Annotated in this window: 15 protein-coding genes; 8 read left to right on the top strand and 7 right to left on the bottom strand. The window is 66.1% G+C overall.

Annotated features, from left to right (window positions below):
- Positions 1-2: 2 nt before the first annotated feature.
- The 4 genes from ACVWZ7_RS06450 to ACVWZ7_RS06435 are packed head-to-tail and all read left to right on the top strand — an operon-like array spanning position 3 to position 3770.
- On the top strand, positions 3-1409 hold the full coding sequence (locus ACVWZ7_RS06450; RefSeq protein WP_456507336.1) for a glutamine synthetase family protein: 1407 nt from the start codon (positions 3-5) through the stop codon (positions 1407-1409).
- On the top strand, positions 1409-2137 hold the full coding sequence (locus ACVWZ7_RS06445) for an ABC transporter substrate-binding protein (protein ID WP_344364503.1): 729 nt from the start codon (positions 1409-1411) through the stop codon (positions 2135-2137). Before ACVWZ7_RS06450 ends, ACVWZ7_RS06445 begins: the two co-directional genes overlap by 1 nt.
- Entirely contained in the window at positions 2134-2898 is a 765-nt protein-coding gene (locus tag ACVWZ7_RS06440; RefSeq protein WP_344364505.1) for a gamma-glutamyl-gamma-aminobutyrate hydrolase family protein, read from the top strand. The genes ACVWZ7_RS06445 and ACVWZ7_RS06440 overlap by 4 nt, the downstream gene beginning before the upstream one ends.
- Positions 2898-3770: a gamma-glutamyl-gamma-aminobutyrate hydrolase family protein gene (locus tag ACVWZ7_RS06435; protein WP_456507335.1), complete on the top strand. Its 873-nt coding sequence runs from the start codon at positions 2898-2900 to the stop codon at positions 3768-3770. The genes ACVWZ7_RS06440 and ACVWZ7_RS06435 overlap by 1 nt, the downstream gene beginning before the upstream one ends.
- Positions 3771-3819: 49 nt before the next feature.
- Here the strand turns inward: ACVWZ7_RS06435 and ACVWZ7_RS06430 are convergent, their stop codons facing one another.
- Together ACVWZ7_RS06430 and ACVWZ7_RS06425 are read right to left on the bottom strand one after the other, a co-directional pair.
- The gene (locus ACVWZ7_RS06430; protein WP_344364509.1) at positions 3820-4521 is read right to left on the bottom strand and encodes a cache domain-containing protein; all 702 of its coding nucleotides are present in this window, start codon (positions 4519-4521) and stop codon (positions 3820-3822) included.
- The gene (locus ACVWZ7_RS06425; protein ID WP_116768112.1) at positions 4518-5279 is read right to left on the bottom strand and encodes a FadR/GntR family transcriptional regulator; all 762 of its coding nucleotides are present in this window, start codon (positions 5277-5279) and stop codon (positions 4518-4520) included. The genes ACVWZ7_RS06430 and ACVWZ7_RS06425 overlap by 4 nt, the downstream gene beginning before the upstream one ends.
- 152 nt (positions 5280-5431) lie before the next feature.
- Between ACVWZ7_RS06425 and ACVWZ7_RS06420 the strand changes: the two genes are divergently transcribed.
- Complete coding sequence (locus tag ACVWZ7_RS06420; RefSeq protein WP_456507334.1) at positions 5432-6805, top strand: NAD-dependent succinate-semialdehyde dehydrogenase; 1374 nt, start codon at positions 5432-5434, stop codon at positions 6803-6805.
- Positions 6806-6807: 2 nt separating this feature from the next.
- On the opposite strand, the gene ACVWZ7_RS06415 is transcribed toward ACVWZ7_RS06420, so the two are convergent.
- Both ACVWZ7_RS06415 and ACVWZ7_RS06410 read right to left on the bottom strand, forming a co-directional pair.
- On the bottom strand, positions 6808-7551 hold the full coding sequence (locus ACVWZ7_RS06415) for a YoaK family protein (RefSeq protein WP_456507333.1): 744 nt from the start codon (positions 7549-7551) through the stop codon (positions 6808-6810).
- Positions 7552-7574: 23 nt separating this feature from the next.
- A complete protein-coding gene (locus ACVWZ7_RS06410; protein ID WP_456507332.1) occupies positions 7575-8159 on the bottom strand; it encodes a histidine phosphatase family protein in 585 nt (194 codons plus the stop codon).
- 538 nt (positions 8160-8697) lie between these two features.
- Between ACVWZ7_RS06410 and ACVWZ7_RS06405 the strand changes: the two genes are divergently transcribed.
- Positions 8698-9117 carry an ester cyclase gene (locus ACVWZ7_RS06405; RefSeq protein WP_344364522.1) on the top strand — a complete coding sequence of 140 codons (420 nt, stop codon included), beginning with the start codon at positions 8698-8700 and terminating at the stop codon, positions 9115-9117.
- A 266-nt stretch (positions 9118-9383) separates the two neighbouring features.
- Here the strand turns inward: ACVWZ7_RS06405 and ACVWZ7_RS06400 are convergent, their stop codons facing one another.
- Entirely contained in the window at positions 9384-10241 is an 858-nt protein-coding gene (locus ACVWZ7_RS06400; protein WP_456507331.1) for a PhzF family phenazine biosynthesis protein, read from the bottom strand.
- Between the two features lie 367 nt (positions 10242-10608).
- On the opposite strand from ACVWZ7_RS06400, the gene ACVWZ7_RS06395 reads away from it, so the two are divergent.
- The gene (locus ACVWZ7_RS06395) at positions 10609-10989 is read left to right on the top strand and encodes a VOC family protein (protein ID WP_344364528.1); all 381 of its coding nucleotides are present in this window, start codon (positions 10609-10611) and stop codon (positions 10987-10989) included.
- Between the two features lie 189 nt (positions 10990-11178).
- Here the strand turns inward: ACVWZ7_RS06395 and ACVWZ7_RS06390 are convergent, their stop codons facing one another.
- Entirely contained in the window at positions 11179-12072 is an 894-nt protein-coding gene (locus ACVWZ7_RS06390) for a potassium channel family protein (protein ID WP_456507330.1), read from the bottom strand.
- 403 nt (positions 12073-12475) lie between these two features.
- Here ACVWZ7_RS06390 and ACVWZ7_RS06385 point away from each other — a divergent pair, with 403 nt between their 5' ends.
- Positions 12476-13552: a methyltransferase gene (locus ACVWZ7_RS06385; protein ID WP_456509076.1), complete on the top strand. Its 1077-nt coding sequence runs from the start codon at positions 12476-12478 to the stop codon at positions 13550-13552.
- Here ACVWZ7_RS06385 and ACVWZ7_RS06380 read toward each other — a convergent pair.
- Positions 13549-15222 carry a thiamine pyrophosphate-binding protein gene (locus ACVWZ7_RS06380; protein ID WP_456507329.1) on the bottom strand — a complete coding sequence of 558 codons (1674 nt, stop codon included), beginning with the start codon at positions 15220-15222 and terminating at the stop codon, positions 13549-13551. The genes ACVWZ7_RS06385 and ACVWZ7_RS06380 overlap by 4 nt on opposite strands.
- Between the last annotated feature and the right edge of the window lie 93 nt (positions 15223-15315).

Raw genomic sequence — 15315 nt, 5'->3', positions numbered from 1 at the left:
ACATGACTTTGGAAGCATTGACTACTGTTCACGATCTTCTTCAAGACCGCGGCGCATTCGCCCAACACCAGGAACGGAACCTGCGGGCCGAAACCGTGCGGGAGCTCGGCCGCAAGATCGAGGCGGCCGGCGTCGAGTACATCTACTACGCGCTGCCGACCCTCGGCTCACGGATGGTGGCCAAAATGGTCCCCGCAAACCACTTCCGCCGGAACCTCGAGAAGGGTATCTGTTTCCACCGGACAGCCCTTTCCGACCTGCAGACGGACCGGTACGGCGCACTGATCGGCGGCGGCGTCGAGGCCCACGAGTTCTGGGCGCTTCCGGAACCGGACACCTTTGTGGTGCTGCCGTGGGACACCAAGGTGGCGCGGATCTTCTGCACCGCCTATGAGCCGCCGCACCTGCCGGAAGTCGGAGGCCGGCCCCTCGCCATCGACAGCCGTGCGCTGCTCATCCGCGCCCACCAGGCCTTCACGTCCCGCACCGGGTTTGAGGTCCGCTCCGGCACTGAGCCGGAGATGACCTGGGAGGGCCCGGGCATGGAAGTCGTCAAGAAGCCCGGTTCCAGCCCGGCCTACCAGGTTGAAAATCTCGAGCGTATGCGGCCCATCTACAAGCAGCTGGTCAGCTACGGCAAGGCCATGGGGCTGGACATGATCGAGGGGGACTACGAGGACGACGGCCAGCTCGAGCTGAACTGGATGTACGACCGCGTGGAAAACACCGCCGACCGCCTGGTGACCTACCGTCAGATCTGCAAGCAGGTGGCGAGGGAATTCGGCGTCACCGCCAGCTTCATGCCCAAGCCCTACAACGGCCAGATGGGCAACGGCTGCCACCACAACCTCAGCCTGTGGGCCGGCGACACCAACGTCATCGAAGACCAGGGACGAGTGGAGCTGCACGTCACCGAGACCGCAAAACACGCCATCGGGGGCCTGCTCGAACACGCACCCGGCTCCATGGCCGTGATGGCCTCCACCGTCAACTCCTACAAGCGCTTCTGGGACGCCGGACAGTTCGCCCCGAGCCTCGCCAACTGGGGCCTCGACAGCCGCGCCTGCCTGGTCCGCATCTCCGCGAACGGCCGGATGGAATACCGCGTTCCCGACGCCGCGGTCAACCCCTACCTGTCCCACACGCTGATCATCGCGGCCATGGAGGACGGACTGAACCGCAAGATCAACCCCGGTCTGCCGGATGAGACCGGAGCCTCCAGCCAGGGACAGCTTCCGCTGACGCTGGGCGACGCCGTCGACGCCTTCACCCGGGACACTTACCTGACCGGCCAGCTGCCGGCCGACCTCGTGGGCATCTACACCCAGCTCAAGCAGGAGGAGTGGGCCCGCTACTGCGGCGCCATCACCGAATGGGACCGCGAGATGTACTGGGAGACGATCCCGTAATGAGCCTCCTGAAACTTGCCTGCATCGATTCGAAGGCACTGCCGCTGTTTGACCTGAAGGACGACGCCGGGCGCCGGCGCGGCTACGAGCCGGAGGCCGCGGAGCTGGTGGTGTCTGCCATGGGCCACGAGGTTGAGTGGACGTTCCTGGCCTGGGACGACATGCTGCCGGCCGTGCGCGATGGACTGGTCGATGCCGTCTGGTGCGGCCAGGGCATCATTCCGGAACGGAAAGTCGTGGTGGCCTTCACCGATCCGTACGCCATCTTCGATGAGACCGTGCTGGTCCGCAAAGGCGATCCCGCGCGTGCTCCGGAGGACCTGGCCGGCTACCGCGTGGCCGCGATCGAAGGCAGCGCCAACATGAAACTCGCCGTGACGCTCCCGGATACCGTTCCCGTCGCCTTCACCGGCGAGGACGTCTTCGGCGACATGCTCGCAGCGCTGCGGAACGGCGACGTGGACGCCATGGTGGATGACGACGTCGTCACCGTCCCGTTGGGGGACGAACCGGAGTACGACGTCGCCTTTACCGTCGCCACCCGCAACCGCTGGGGCATCGGCGTCGCCTATTCGAACCCCGGGCTGCTGGACGAGTTCAACCGTGCGCTCCGCGACGTGATCGCCGACGGCCGGCTGGAGGAGATCTGGACGAAGTGGATGCCGCACCTGGACTTCCCACTCGCGCCCGCTGCTGAGGGTACCGAGAGCCGGCAGGTGCCCGCATGAGCCGGCCCCTCATCGGTGTCCCGGGGATGTGGTCCGACTCCGTCCACGGGCTGCGCTTCGCGGGCGCCGCCGTCGCCGTCGCCGTGCTGGAAGCGATCGACCGTGCCGGGGGAGAACCGGCCATCATCTTCCCGGGCAGCTCCCAGGACACACGGGACCTGCTGGGCCGCTTCGACGCGGTGCTCGTTCCCGGAGGATCGGACATCGATCCGGCACGGTACGGCCAGGAACCGGATGCCAACCATGCGCCCGCGGACTACGCCGGCCAGGACGAGTTCGAGGCCGGCGTCATCAGCGCATGCCTGGACTCCGGGGTTCCCCTGCTGGCCATCTGCCGTGGCATGCAGCTACTCAATGTCACGCTGGGAGGCAGCCTGGTCCAACACCTTGAGGGCAGCCCGGTCGGACACCGCGGGGAGCTCCACGACGTCGCCGTTGCCGAGAACTCCCTGTTGCATCAGGTGACGGGGGAGCGGAGCATCGTCGTCTCGTCCTATCATCACCAGGCCGTTGGCCGGCTCGGCAGCGGGCTCCGCGTGACAGCCAGCGCGGCTGACGGCGTGGTGGAGGCCCTGGAAGTACCGGGATCTGCGGCGCTGGCGGTGCAGTGGCATCCGGAGGACGACGCCGGTGCCCGGCTTAGCGACCAACTCCTGTTTGAGTGGCTGGTGAGCCAGGCCGAACAGCGGTGCGCCGGACGGCGCCAGCTTGGAGCGGCGATCCACCAACCCGAACCAGCCAGCGCGGGAGCCGTTCTCTGATGGGCGCCGAGGAACGTGAACAGCTGCGGGTCGATCCCGCAGCGGTGGTGCCGCCCGGTTTTGACGCCCTTCCCGACGACGCGCCGGAGGTGGCCGTCGTCGTCTCGCTGACGTTTCCCGGGATGGGGGCTGAAAGCCAGCGGTTGATAGAGGACTTCACGAGGGGTGCTTTTCAGGAACTGCTCGACGTCGGAGCCCGCGCGGTGCTGGTGGACAGCGCCGCTGCTCAGCTTCCGCCGCCGGAGATCGTCGCGAACGCGGATGCCGTGCTGTTTCTCGGCGGCGGGGATGTCGACGCAACGCTCTACGGGCACGAGGGGCCGGTGCCCAACTCCTACGGGGTGGACAGCCGGGCAGACCACTATTGCCTTGCCCTCATCCACCAGACACTGGCTGCCGATCAGCCCCTGCTGGCCATCTGCCGCGGCTCCCAGCTGCTCAACGTTGCCTGCGGCGGGACACTCATCCCGGATCTGGTTCCTTCGGAGCTTCACAAGGGCGGTCCCGGGCAACCCCTCTTCCTGGACGAGGAGGTCACGCTCCAGCCGGCCTCCAAGGTTGCCGCGATCTTTGGCAGGGACAGGCTGGTTGTCCGTTCCGGCCACCATCAGGCCGTGGGCGAAGTTGCCCCAGTGCTCAGGGTCGCCGCGCTCGCCCACGACGGCGTGGTGGAGGGAACCGAGCATCCCGGCCGGACGTGGGTTGTTGGGGTGCAGTGGCACCCGGAAGACCCGGCTGCTTCGGCTGTGGACCGGCGGGCGCTCTTTACCGAGTTCGTGGCCCAGACCGTTCAGCGCCGCCGGCTGGGGGTTGACGGCACGGAAGGGCTGGACGCCGCGGAGGGGCTGGTGACCTCTTTCAGCATTTCCTGATAAAACCGGTGCGTCCGGAGCAGCCAGCAGCCGCTCCGGACGCACTTTTTTATTTCTGGCAGAGCAGGCTCAGGCCCAAGTGCGGCACGTTGAGGCCAAGGCGGAGCTCGCCGGCCGAGTCCAGCTTGACGCGTTCACCCACCAGATACTTGCCGGAGTTGCCGACAATCACGCGGCCGCTGGCATTCACGACGGCAGCATCGCCGGGGATGGAGCGGAGAATCGGCATGAACGCCGTCTCCAGCTCCTGGACCTTGATGTCGCAACCTGCCACACCCATGAAGCGACCCCCCACGAAGAACGGGTTGGTGTGCGTCAGGATGTAGTCGTCGGCGCCGAGGTAGTCCAAATACGGGCCCCAGATCGTCTGGTGCCCCGTCGCGGCCGCCGTCGTGAAGAACGGGAGCTTTTCGTAGTCGTAAAAGCGCTCGCCGCCGGGCGCGAGGTCAAACTCCAGCTTCTCTACGACGCCAGGCTTGGTCCGGGACCACCATTCAAGAACACCCTGCTGTTTTTCAATGACCGCGGAAGAGAAAATTGCCCCTGCGCCGACGGCAAACGGGTGCCCCGCGAGGAACTCCCTGGAGAGCTGTTCCAAACCCAGCAGCGAGTCCTGGTCCACCTTGTCCCGGCCGCCAAGGTTCCGGGCGAGCAGCTCGGTGACGTCGCCTGTGAAGGCGGCGACGTCGGATGCCACGGTGTTCATCCAGCGTGAAAGGGCGTCGGCGGCCTCGACCGGTTGGGGTGTCATTTGCCCTCCTGCTTTTCTTCGGCGTAGCCGAGGGTCAATTTGGTATCGATCAGATGGTGGACATTGCGTCGAATGTGGTCCAGGGCGAGTTGCTGTGCTTCGCTCGACCGGTCCTCCGCGATGGCTCGAACCAGGGCGAGGTGCTCGGCCGCGGCACGTTCCGGATCGAATTTCGTCGCCAGCGGTGCCCACAGGAGGTGGCCGGTTTCGGCCTGCAGCCGGATCTCCGCATTGGTGAGGCGGGGAGATTGAGCCGTGACGGCCACTTCGATATGGAAGCGGCTGTCCGCCCGGGCGCAGACTTCAGGAGAGGGGGCAAGTGCCGTGCCTCTCGCCAGGTCCTGGAGCCGCTCGATGTCATGGGCCTCTGCCCGTTCGCAAGCCAGCCGCGCTGCGGCCGCGGCGATGGCGGAATGTTCGTCGCCGATGTCGCGGATTTCCGCGATCGACGTCGCCAGGAACCAAGCGCGCATCGCGCCGTCCGGCGTCGAGGGCTGTTTGACGATGAACGTTCCGCCGCTCCTGCCCCGGCGGGTCTCGACAATGCCCTGTTCCCGCAAGTCGGCCAACGCTTCCCGGAGGGTGGCGCCTGCGACGCCGAACATCTCGGAGAGGGCGGCCTCAGTGGGCAGGCGCTCGCCGACCTTGAGCATTCCCAAGGCGATGGCTTTGGTAATCCGGTTGACTATGGCGTCTGCGCGTTCGACTTCCGGCAGTGATCTGTAGATCTGCAGTTGGAAGGACGTGGGCGTTTCCAAGGTGTCTGCGCTCCACTGGTTGGTCGACGGGTTCCTTCATGTTAGCGGTCCCGGACGGAGCGGGTTGCGCTCCGCCCGAAACTGACAACATCCTAACAAAAAATAATCCTTCAATACTAGATTATTTAGCGGCTTTCCCGTACTTTGCTTCTATGACCTACTACCGCACAATCAACCCGGCCACTGGCGAAGTCGTGGCCGAATTCCCCGCAGCCACCGCGGAAGAAATCTCCCAGGCCCTGGACTCTGCCCAGTCGGCATACCTCTCCTGGCGGCAGCTCGATTTGGCCGAACGCAGCCGCCTTCTGCGCAATGTGGCTTCGTTGTACCGGGAGCGGGCGCAGGAGCTTGCCCGGATCATCAGCGTCGAGATGGGGAAACCCGTGTCGCAGGGTGCCGGCGAGGTGGGGCTCGTGGCCGACATCTTTGACTACTACGCCAATGAAGGCCCTGGATTCATGGAGGATCAGCAGCTCACCGTCCGCGGAGGCGGCGAAGCCATTGTCCGTTCCGCGCCCGTGGGTGTACTTCTGGGGATCATGCCGTGGAATTACCCCTACTACCAGGTGGCGCGCTTTGCCGCTCCGAACCTGATGCTGGGCAATACGATCGTGCTGAAGCATGCCCGGAACTGCCCGCAGTCGGCGCTTGCCATCCAGCAGATCTTCGACGACGCCGGACTGCCGGCCGGCGCCTATGTCAACGTGTTCGCCACCAACGAGCAAATCGCGGAAATCATCGCAGACCCCCGCGTGCAGGGCGTCTCCCTGACGGGCTCCGAGCGGGCCGGCTCCGCCGTTGCGGAGGTAGCGGGCCGTCACCTGAAGAAGTATGTCCTGGAACTCGGAGGTTCCGATCCGTTCATTGTCCTCGACGGCGAAGACCTGGATGCGACGGTCAAGGCCGCTGTGGGCGGTCGCATGAGCAATGCCGGGCAGGCCTGTACCGCATCCAAGCGCTTCATGGTGGTCGAGGACATCTACGACGCCTTCGTGGAGAAATTCACGGACCGGATGGCCGCCATTAAACATGGAGATCCATTGGATTCGGCCACCAAATTCGGCCCGATTGCCTCGCGGCAGGCCGCCTCTGAACTGATCGAGCAGGTTCAGGATGCGGTCCAGAAGGGCGCCACCCTGCGTACCGGCGGAAGCCTTGTTGAGGGCGCCGGCTCATTCATGGAGCCCACCGTGCTGACCGACGTCGTTCCGCAGATGCGCGCCTACCACGAGGAACTGTTCGGGCCCGTGGCGGTCATCTACAAGGTGAAGGACGCCGACGAGGCCATCGAGCTGGCCAACAGCTCGCCATACGGCCTGGGCGGCTCGGTATTCAGCGCGGACATCGCCAGGGCCAAGTCCGTGGCTGACCGGCTGGACACGGGCATGGTCTTCATCAACAGCACTGCTGACTCCCAGGAGGACCTGCCGTTCGGCGGGGTCAAACGATCGGGCGTGGGGCGCGAACTGGCGCGCTCGGGAATGGAAGAATTCGTCAACAAGAAGCTGATCCGCACGCCTGCATAACGTTAGCGGACCGCTTCTTCCTCGAGGGACGCGGCAGACCCGGCGGGCGCGGGACCGCCATCCTGTGCCCGCTTCCGGGCGATGCCGCCGGCGACAGCCACGCCCGAGGTGAGCAGCGCGGTGAGCAGCACGCCGAAACCCGGATGCACGTGCAGCAGAGCCGCGCCGACGACCGCGCCGGCCAGGATGAGCACGACGGCGCCAAACCGGCGGCCCGCGTGGGCGCCCTTGCCGCCGCCGAGGCGGGAATCGGCGGCCAGCCCGGTCAGCGTCGAGGTCACCACCACGGTGGTGACGTCCTTGACGCTCAGGTGCCGGGCCGTGGCCGCCTGGATCCCCATAGCGACCGCCAGCGCGCCGGTGATTGCCAGAGTGACGGGGTCGCCGGCGTGCGGGGCGTGGAAGAGCAGCACGACGGCGACGGCCGCCATCGTGAGGCCGACGGCGGTCAGCAGGGCCGTCGTCCGCCGGCTCCAGCCGGAGGCTTCGGGCCGAAGGGCACGGCCGGCGATCACCGCGCCGAGCATGAAACAGGTCAAAGCAATCGAGGGCCCGACGACGGGCAGGTTGTCGGCGCCGAGCAGGGCCATGCCCAGGATGACGACGTTGCCGGTCATGTTGCCGGTGAAGACCCGGTCCAGGCCCAGATAGCCGACCGCGTCGATGACCCCGGTGGAGAACGTCAGCACGAGCATGAGGATCAGGTGCAGCCGGGCCGGTTCGGCGGACTTCAGCCGTTTCAGCATGGGTTCACTCGTTCCGGGCCGGGTCAGCTGACGGCGGCCGCGGTCAGCGGCTCGCCGTTGAGGTATTCGAGCTGCCAGCCGTCGACGGGGTGGTGGTGGACCAGGTTCAGCGCGGCGTTGTCGATGCTCTGCAGCGTGCGGCTGATCGCGCGGCCCAGGCTCAACCGGATGAGTGTGCCGTGGGCGACCACCAGGACGCGGCGACCGCGGAACTCCTCGGCCAGGGCTTCCAGCGCACCCAGCCCGCGGGTGGCTGCGTCGTCGTCGCTTTCGGCGCCGCGGAAACCGTCGGGCGTGCGCAAGGCCTCCAGCTCGGGGCCGGCCTGCAGGCCTTCGGCGGGTCCGAAGTGACGCTCGGTGAGCTCCGGGACGCGCTTCGCCACGCTGAGTCCGAGCCCTGCGGCGATCAGGTCGGCGGTTTCCGCGGCCCGGCTTAGCGGCGAGGACACGACCGCGTCCCACTCGTAAGCGGACAGCGTGGCGACGGCGTCCCGCGCCTGGCCGCGGCCGACGTCGTTCAGCGGAATGTCGGTGGATCCCTGCAGCCGGCGCTGCGCATTCCAGTCGGTCTGGCCATGACGGATGAGCGCAAAAGTCGTAAGGGTCATGCGTCCATTCTGCCCTGAGCGGGGATCGGCCCGGGAAACCGGGGTGTCACGACGCCGGCTGCCGCAGGCCGGGACACGTGCCGCCTTCGAGTATTTTCCGGGCATGTGACTAGGTGATGGCGAGCCGTTCGGCTTCTCCGCACTCAAGCACGACGGCGGGGATCTAGCAAGGCTGCCCGGAACCACGGCGAACACCTATGAGGGAGACATCGCGGCATCTTGACACGCCTAAGATCCCGGAATACCTTCGGCCTTAACGAGGCACTTCGCCCGTTTCTCACTGGTTTTTTCACAGTATTACTCGGCGCTCTCCGCGGGCCGCTGACGCCTGGCCGCGAAGCCAGGAAAGGAGAGACCCTCCGGTGCCGGCTCCGGGAAGTTGGGGACCACGGCAAACTGTGGCACCCGGCAGCGCCCCGGGAACGGCCGGAAACGACGGCCTGACCGGGCGACCCGACGGCGGGTGGGTCTGCGCGTCCGGCCGAGGCACGACGCCGGGGGGATCCAATTTCGGTCTCTCGCCAACAAGGAGTCGGAAATGTCTGAAGGTGTTGGATTGATTGAGCGGTTTTACAAGGACGTCATAGAGAGCGGTAACCTCGCCCTCATTGATGAGCTGGCCGCGGATAGCTACGTGGATCACGAAATGGCCCTGCCCGGGCAGCCATCCGGAAAAGATGGCGTCAAATTCTTTGTGAACACGATGCGGTCGGCTTTCCCGGACATCAAGGTCAAGGAGATCGAGCCCTCGGTGACGGCCGGAAACATGGAGGCGTGCCACGTGGTTCTCGCGGGTACGCATCGTGGGGACTTGGCCGGCATCCCCGCAACGGGAAAGAGTGTCGAGTTCGACTGCACTGACATCATCCGTGTCGAGGGAGGCAAGGTGGCCGAGCATTGGGGCACCACGGACAACCTGAGCCTCATGCAGCAGATTGGCGCCGTGGCCGTTGGCTGAGCTAGGCGACGAACAACAGGGCCGACGCCCCGCAAAGAAAAAGTGGCTGTCCACGTTCCCTACAGGGAAACGCGGACAGCCTTTCGACGTCGACGTCGACGTCGTTCGACGGCGGCTCTGTTCGACGGCGGCGCCGCTAGCCTGTAGCCCACAGGACGGACGTCACGCCCTCCGCTGCCAGGTTCAGCGGCGCCGGCTCTGAGGGAAGCCAGTCGTCGACCGGCCGAGGTCCTGGGGAGCTCGACCCCGCCACCGGCCCGCACGACTCAACTGATCTCGACGGCTTCACCGCTCACGGTAATCCCGCCGGTCGGGGGAATGTCGACGGTGAGCACGCTCGGGCGGCCGACATTGCTGCCCTGGTGGACCACCACGCGGGTCGGCGGCTCCACAAGTGCAAGCAAGCGGAGGTATCCGCCGAGGGAAGCGGCAGCCGAACCGGTCGCCGGGTCTTCGGTGATGGTGCCCACCGGGAAGAGGTTGCGCGAGTCGAACTCGCCCTGTCCCATCTCGTAGAGCGTCGTGACGGTGCCGGCCCAGTTCTGGGCATCCATCAGCGTGCGCATGGGAGCCGGGTCGAACACGAACGAGTTAAAAGTCTTTCGTTCTGCGAAGACAAGGATGGGGTGCCAGTTTCCGGCAAAGGCGATCATCGGAGGGTACGCGGGGTGCAGGTCGCCCCGGCCGACGCCGAGCAACCCGAGGAGGGTGCTCAGAACATCGTCGGGAAACTCGGCCACTCGCGGCTCCACGCTCGTGAAGCTTGCCGTCACCGCTGAGCCCTGGCCTGCAGTCTCGATCGCGACAGGCCCAACCGGCGTGTCGAAGATGAAGGTCCCGGCACCATCACGCCCTGACAGTGCGACGGCCAAAGCAATCGTGGCATGGCCGCAAAACGGCACCTCGGCAATCGGGGAGAAGTACCGCACGCGGTTTCGGCGGGAGTCCCCGTCAACCGAAACCTCCGTAACAAAGACCGTTTCGGCATACCCGACGTCGGCCGCGATGGCCTGCATCCGGGCGTCATCGAGCCGGGTTGCGTCCAGAACTACTCCCGCCGGATTTCCGCCGTCGGGGGTGGTAGTGAAGGCGGCATAGCGCAAGACTTCCGTGGTCTGTTCCATTCCGACATCGTCGCACAGCGGTCCAGGTGGCGGAGGCCGCCATGAGCCCCGCTGGCCGTCCTCTGCTAGGCGTGAGCGTCCGTGACAACGCGAAATGGAAGGGCTCGCCGTCGGGCGGCGCTGCGCGCAAGACGTCAGCCGGATACCAAGCGGCCCTATTTCCGCAGACCCAAATCGGTCCATAATGGCCACATAACTTCGGGGATCCCTCACGCTGACGATGGGTGTCGCTGCGTTGAAGAGTCCCAGGTGGCTGCCCCGGCTTTGCGCAAGGGACGGTCACGGGCCCCGGACAAGGATTCCGGGGACCAAAACCGGGGGGAGCAACGCCGTCGCTGCGATCATCAACGCACTGAAGGGAATCATCATGCTCAAGGATTCAAACATCATGGCTGTCCTACCCGCGAAGGACATCAACAGGGCGAAGGAGTTTTACCGGGAGAAGCTGGGAATCGAACCCTCCGAATCCATGGAGGAGGGCAGCGTGATGTACAGCTGCGGCCAAGGAACCCGCTTCCTCCTTTACCAGACAGACAATGCCGGGACCGCCAAGAACACCCAGATGGGCTGGGAGACGGACAATCTCGAGCGCGAGATGGAGGAACTGCGAGGCCGCGGCGTCGTCTTTGAAGACTACAATTTTCCCGGTCTGAAGACGGAGAACGGCATTGCCACCGCTTCCTGGGGAAAGGCAGCCTGGTTCCTGGACAGCGAGGGGAACATCATCAACATCGCCCAGCGCTCGTAGGCCGGAGTCTGACACCGATCAGCGACTCATACCATCGCTACCGCCGGCAATGGAGCCGGAGGGAACCGGACTGCGCCTTCAAAGCGGGAGCCGGTCTCGGGCCTGACGTCGCCGCTGGACAGGGCAACTGGACAGGGCAACCAGCGCGTTCAGAACGGCGCGGTTCGCAATAGCGGCCACCCGCACCCCCTAGGTCGTGTCCGGTTTCCCACCCCGGAGGTGCCGGTGGTGGAGCTCGTAGCTGTCGAACACATCGGAAGATGTGGCTCCGGAATGGCCGAATTTGCCGCGAAGGACCTCCGCGAGTCCGTCCAGCGCCGCGTGGAGCATCCGTCCAGCGAACTGCAGTTCAGGGCTCTCGCTACGCTGGGCCTGAGATGCCAACTCATGGGCGTAGGCCACCGTGGCGGGCAAGGAGCCGCGCTGCTCAATTTCACGGAAGTAGTAGGTTTCATGGAACGCAAGCAGGTCTATGGTCACCGTAGCCACGTTTCCGGCAATTGCCTCCAGCAATCCGGTAGCGTGACTGGGCTCCATGGCCAATACACCGGCCGGACCGGCAGCCTCCCTGAACAGAGTCAGCTGGTGGGCAAGGGCCCGGCGGCGGTTCAAGGCCGGGAAAGTCTGCAGGATCCAAGTGACCGTTGCTGTCAGCAAGCCGAAACCGGTGACGGCCTGGAAGGCGACAACCAGCCTGAGCACCGGATGTGTTGCCACGATATCGCCAAACCCCACGGTGGAAAGAGTGACCAAGGAGATGTAGAGGGCTTCGGCAAAGTCGGCCCGCAGTGGAACCCCGGCTCCGTAAGCAAAACCGTCCGTCAGATGGGGCAGGTATAGCAGGGCCCAGCCGATGGCCGCCAAGCCTGCCCAGGTACCAATGACAGCGGCCATCGCCAAGGGGGCGGCTATGAAGGAGCCCCGGCCCCGCAGTTTTCTTGATACAAGCCAGAATCCGCGCATGATCGCCCGGCCCAGAGGACCGGAACCGTGCGGATAAAGGAGTGTACGAAAGACGTCAACGAGCATCAGCAGAACCAGCCCGGTCCCCAGAACCGTCCAGAGCGTGTCCTCGAAGTCCATGCCTCATCTTAGTGGCGGCACTCCGGGCGCAGCCGGGGTGCGACCATCAAAGTGCCAGTAGCCCGTGGCAACTGAGCGGTTGACGACCTAAAGCGTGTGGTCCCGCAGCGCGGCCGCGGCACCCCTGTATCCTGAGAATGTAGTTCAAGGGCCCCAGCGGCCATCGACCAAGCCCGGTGCGCAGCCGGATGAGGGGTCTGGAAGCTGGGCGGCAGCCTTGGACGTCGTCGAATCGCCACCGCAATCGTCATTCTGCGATCGGCTCCCGAATTCTCGGAATGGATCCTCTATCAGCATTGACACACCAGCGCCCGCGGGAATCCCGACGCCGGTCCCCAATCCCGTGCGCGCAGCTGCGGGGGATGAGCCGGCTGTTGTGACCTGGGCCGAGGCCGGGATCAGCATGACCGCGCGATGGCGTTCGGCGAACGGCAGACCGGCGCCGACGCGCGTCGAAGTGGTCTCCGACTCCCTCACGGCCGATGATGCGAACCGGATGGCGTCACAGGGGATCGCGATGCTCTGGCACGGTGACTTCCACAACGCACGGCAGATCCTCAACGCCCTGGACCGGCGGATAGGTGCCGGAAAGAAAGAGATCGCAGCAACTCCGGCCGATAAGTTCTATCGGCACCGCCAGTCCCGCTCGCACCGTGCACGCGTTCTCGGCCTGCTGCTGATTCCTCTTGATCCGGGCCCGGTGGTGCCGCTGCGCCGGGCACCGGACATCCGGCAGGCCGCCGCTGAATCGTACGGTGAGATCGGCGAATCTTCCATTGTGTCCCTGCACGAGCTTGTCGGGGCCATTGGCGCCCACGAGTGGCGACGTAATGGCGTGTACGTCGATGCCCTCCAGGGCCGCATCCACCCGCACTATGGCACGTTCTTCCCCACCCGGAGTGAGTATGTGGATCTCATGGCCGCCGCTGCGTTGCCCTCTGACACACTGGCGTTCGACGTCGGAACCGGCACGGGTGTGCTCGCTGCCGTCCTTGCGCGCCGTGGCGTCCACCGCGTGGTGGCGACGGACAATGAACCGCGTGCAATCGCCTGCGCCTCTGAGAATTTCCGGAACCTCGGTGTCCAGGACCGTGCTGAGGCCGTCCTGACCGACATGTTCCCGCCCGGGCGGGCACCCCTCATCGTGTGCAACCCGCCCTGGATTCCGGCCACGCCGCACTCCACCCTGGATAACGCCGTCTACGACCCCGGGAGCAGGATGCTGTTCCGCTTCCTGAACGGACTCTCCGACCATCTGGAGCCGGGCGGGGAGGGCTGGCTGGTCCTCTCCGACCTGGCCGAGCACCTTGGCCTGCGGACACGTGAGGATCTGCTGACCGCCATCACGGCGGCCGGGCTGAAGGTGGTGGAAAGGCTGGACACCAAGCCAACGCATCCGAAGGCGTCGGACCGCGATGATCCTCTGTTCGAGGCGCGCGCCGCCGAGGTCACGTCGCTGTGGCGGCTTGTTCGCCGTTAGCCCGCCACCGCCGCCTTCGCGGCCTGCGAGGCCTGCATCCACTCGCTCAGCCACGGGGCCCGGACGCTCGACGTGATCCGGCAGTCGGCCACGAAGGTTCCCCTGGCGCCGGCGTCGATCCAGTCCTTGAGCGCCTCAAGGTCTGCGAGTGAGCGGATGATCGCCGACTCGGCACCGAGCGCGCGGGCGACGCCGCTGAAGTCTACTTCGGGGATCAGCATGGGCTTTTCAGTCAGGCCTTGGGAACCGTACTGGTGGATTTCGGCTCCGTAGGCGGCATCGTTGTAGATCACGACGACGGCGCTGTCCGCCGCCCCGATCAGCGATTCGAGGTCGGACAGACCCATCAGGAAACCGCCGTCGCCGGAGGCCAGCACCAAGGTGCGGCCGTCCTCCACCGCGCGGGCTGCCCCGACGGCGCTGGCGAGGCCCAGCCCGATGGTCTGGTAGGCGGTCCCCACCATGACCAGGTCCTGGGGCCGCGGGATGTGCCAGTACATGGGTGCCCAGCCGAGGAAGTGCCCGCCGTCCTGGACCACCGTGCGTCGCTCCGGCAGCACGGCGTCCAAAGCGGTTGCGAGGGAACGCGGGTCTAGCCGGCCATCCGCGGTGTCGTCGGAGCCTGGGTGGTGGGCCGGTCCTTCGGCCAGACGCTTGCGGGCTTCTGCGCGCCACGCTCCTGCGCGGCTGGCGTCCGGCGAGGACGTGCCGTCCAGGATCCTCAGAATGCGTCCCGCGGCAGACTTCGCGTCCGCGCTGACGAACGTATCCACCCGGGGGTGCGTCGGCTGCAGTGCTGAGTCGATCTGGATGACGGTGCTGTCCGGGCCCAGCAGGTGCCCGAACCGCATGGTGAAGGCGCTCAGGCTTGCCCCGGCCACGAGGACCACATCGGCCTCACCCATGAGCCCGGCAGCGGTGTCCGTGCCGAACCCGCCCGCGACGCCGAGGTATCCGTCGCCCTGGAGGAGGTTGAGTGCCAGGGCTGTTCCCGCGGTCAGCGCGCCCAGGCGGTCGGCGAGTTCCCGGAGCTCCGGGCCGGCTCCGGCGAGGTGCGCACCGCGGCCGGCGAGGATCAGCGGCCGCTTCGCCTCGGCGAGCAGGCGGGCTACCTGCCCAAGGCCGCGGTCGACGTCGTCACTCACCACCGGTGCCAGAGGCGCCGGAAGTTCCTCGTCTGCCGCCCCGAGCGACGCGAGGTCGTAGGGGATGGCAATGACGACAGCGGTGCGCCTGGTCAGCGCGTATTCCACCGCCTGCTGCGTGATGGAGCCCGCGGCGTCGCGGGTGACGGTGAAGGTGGCCGCGCCGAGTGCTGCGGCGATTGCCGCCTGGTCCACGTCCCAGGGCCTGGCGCCGCTGGTGGGAGCGTCCCCGGTGACCAGTACGACCGGGATTTGTGCCTGGACCGCCTCTGCGAGGGCGGTGAGTGCGTTGGTGTAGCCGGGGCCGTAGGTGGTGGTGCCCGCTGCGAGACGTCCTGACGTCCGGTAGTAGGCGTCGGCCGCGGCGATGGCGGCGCCTTCATGGCGGACGGCGGAGAAGCGGAGGCCCAGCTTTTCCGCGGCGTCCAGGAAGTAGACGTTTCCGTTGCCCATGACGCCGAAGACATCGCTGAGGTAGCTGCTGAGAACCTGCGCCACGCGGCCGGAGACGGTAAGTGAAGTCATGCAGGAATCATGTGGGCTGGTTCACAAATAGGCAAGAGACGCGTATTACGGTGGGATATTTGGCAGGTGCGGATGGCAGAAGTGAAAATATGC

The sequence above is a fragment of the Arthrobacter sp. TE12232 genome (assembly GCF_054062615.1).
Note: the sequence above shows the minus strand (reverse complement) of the source record. Positions and strands in the feature narration are given on the sequence as shown.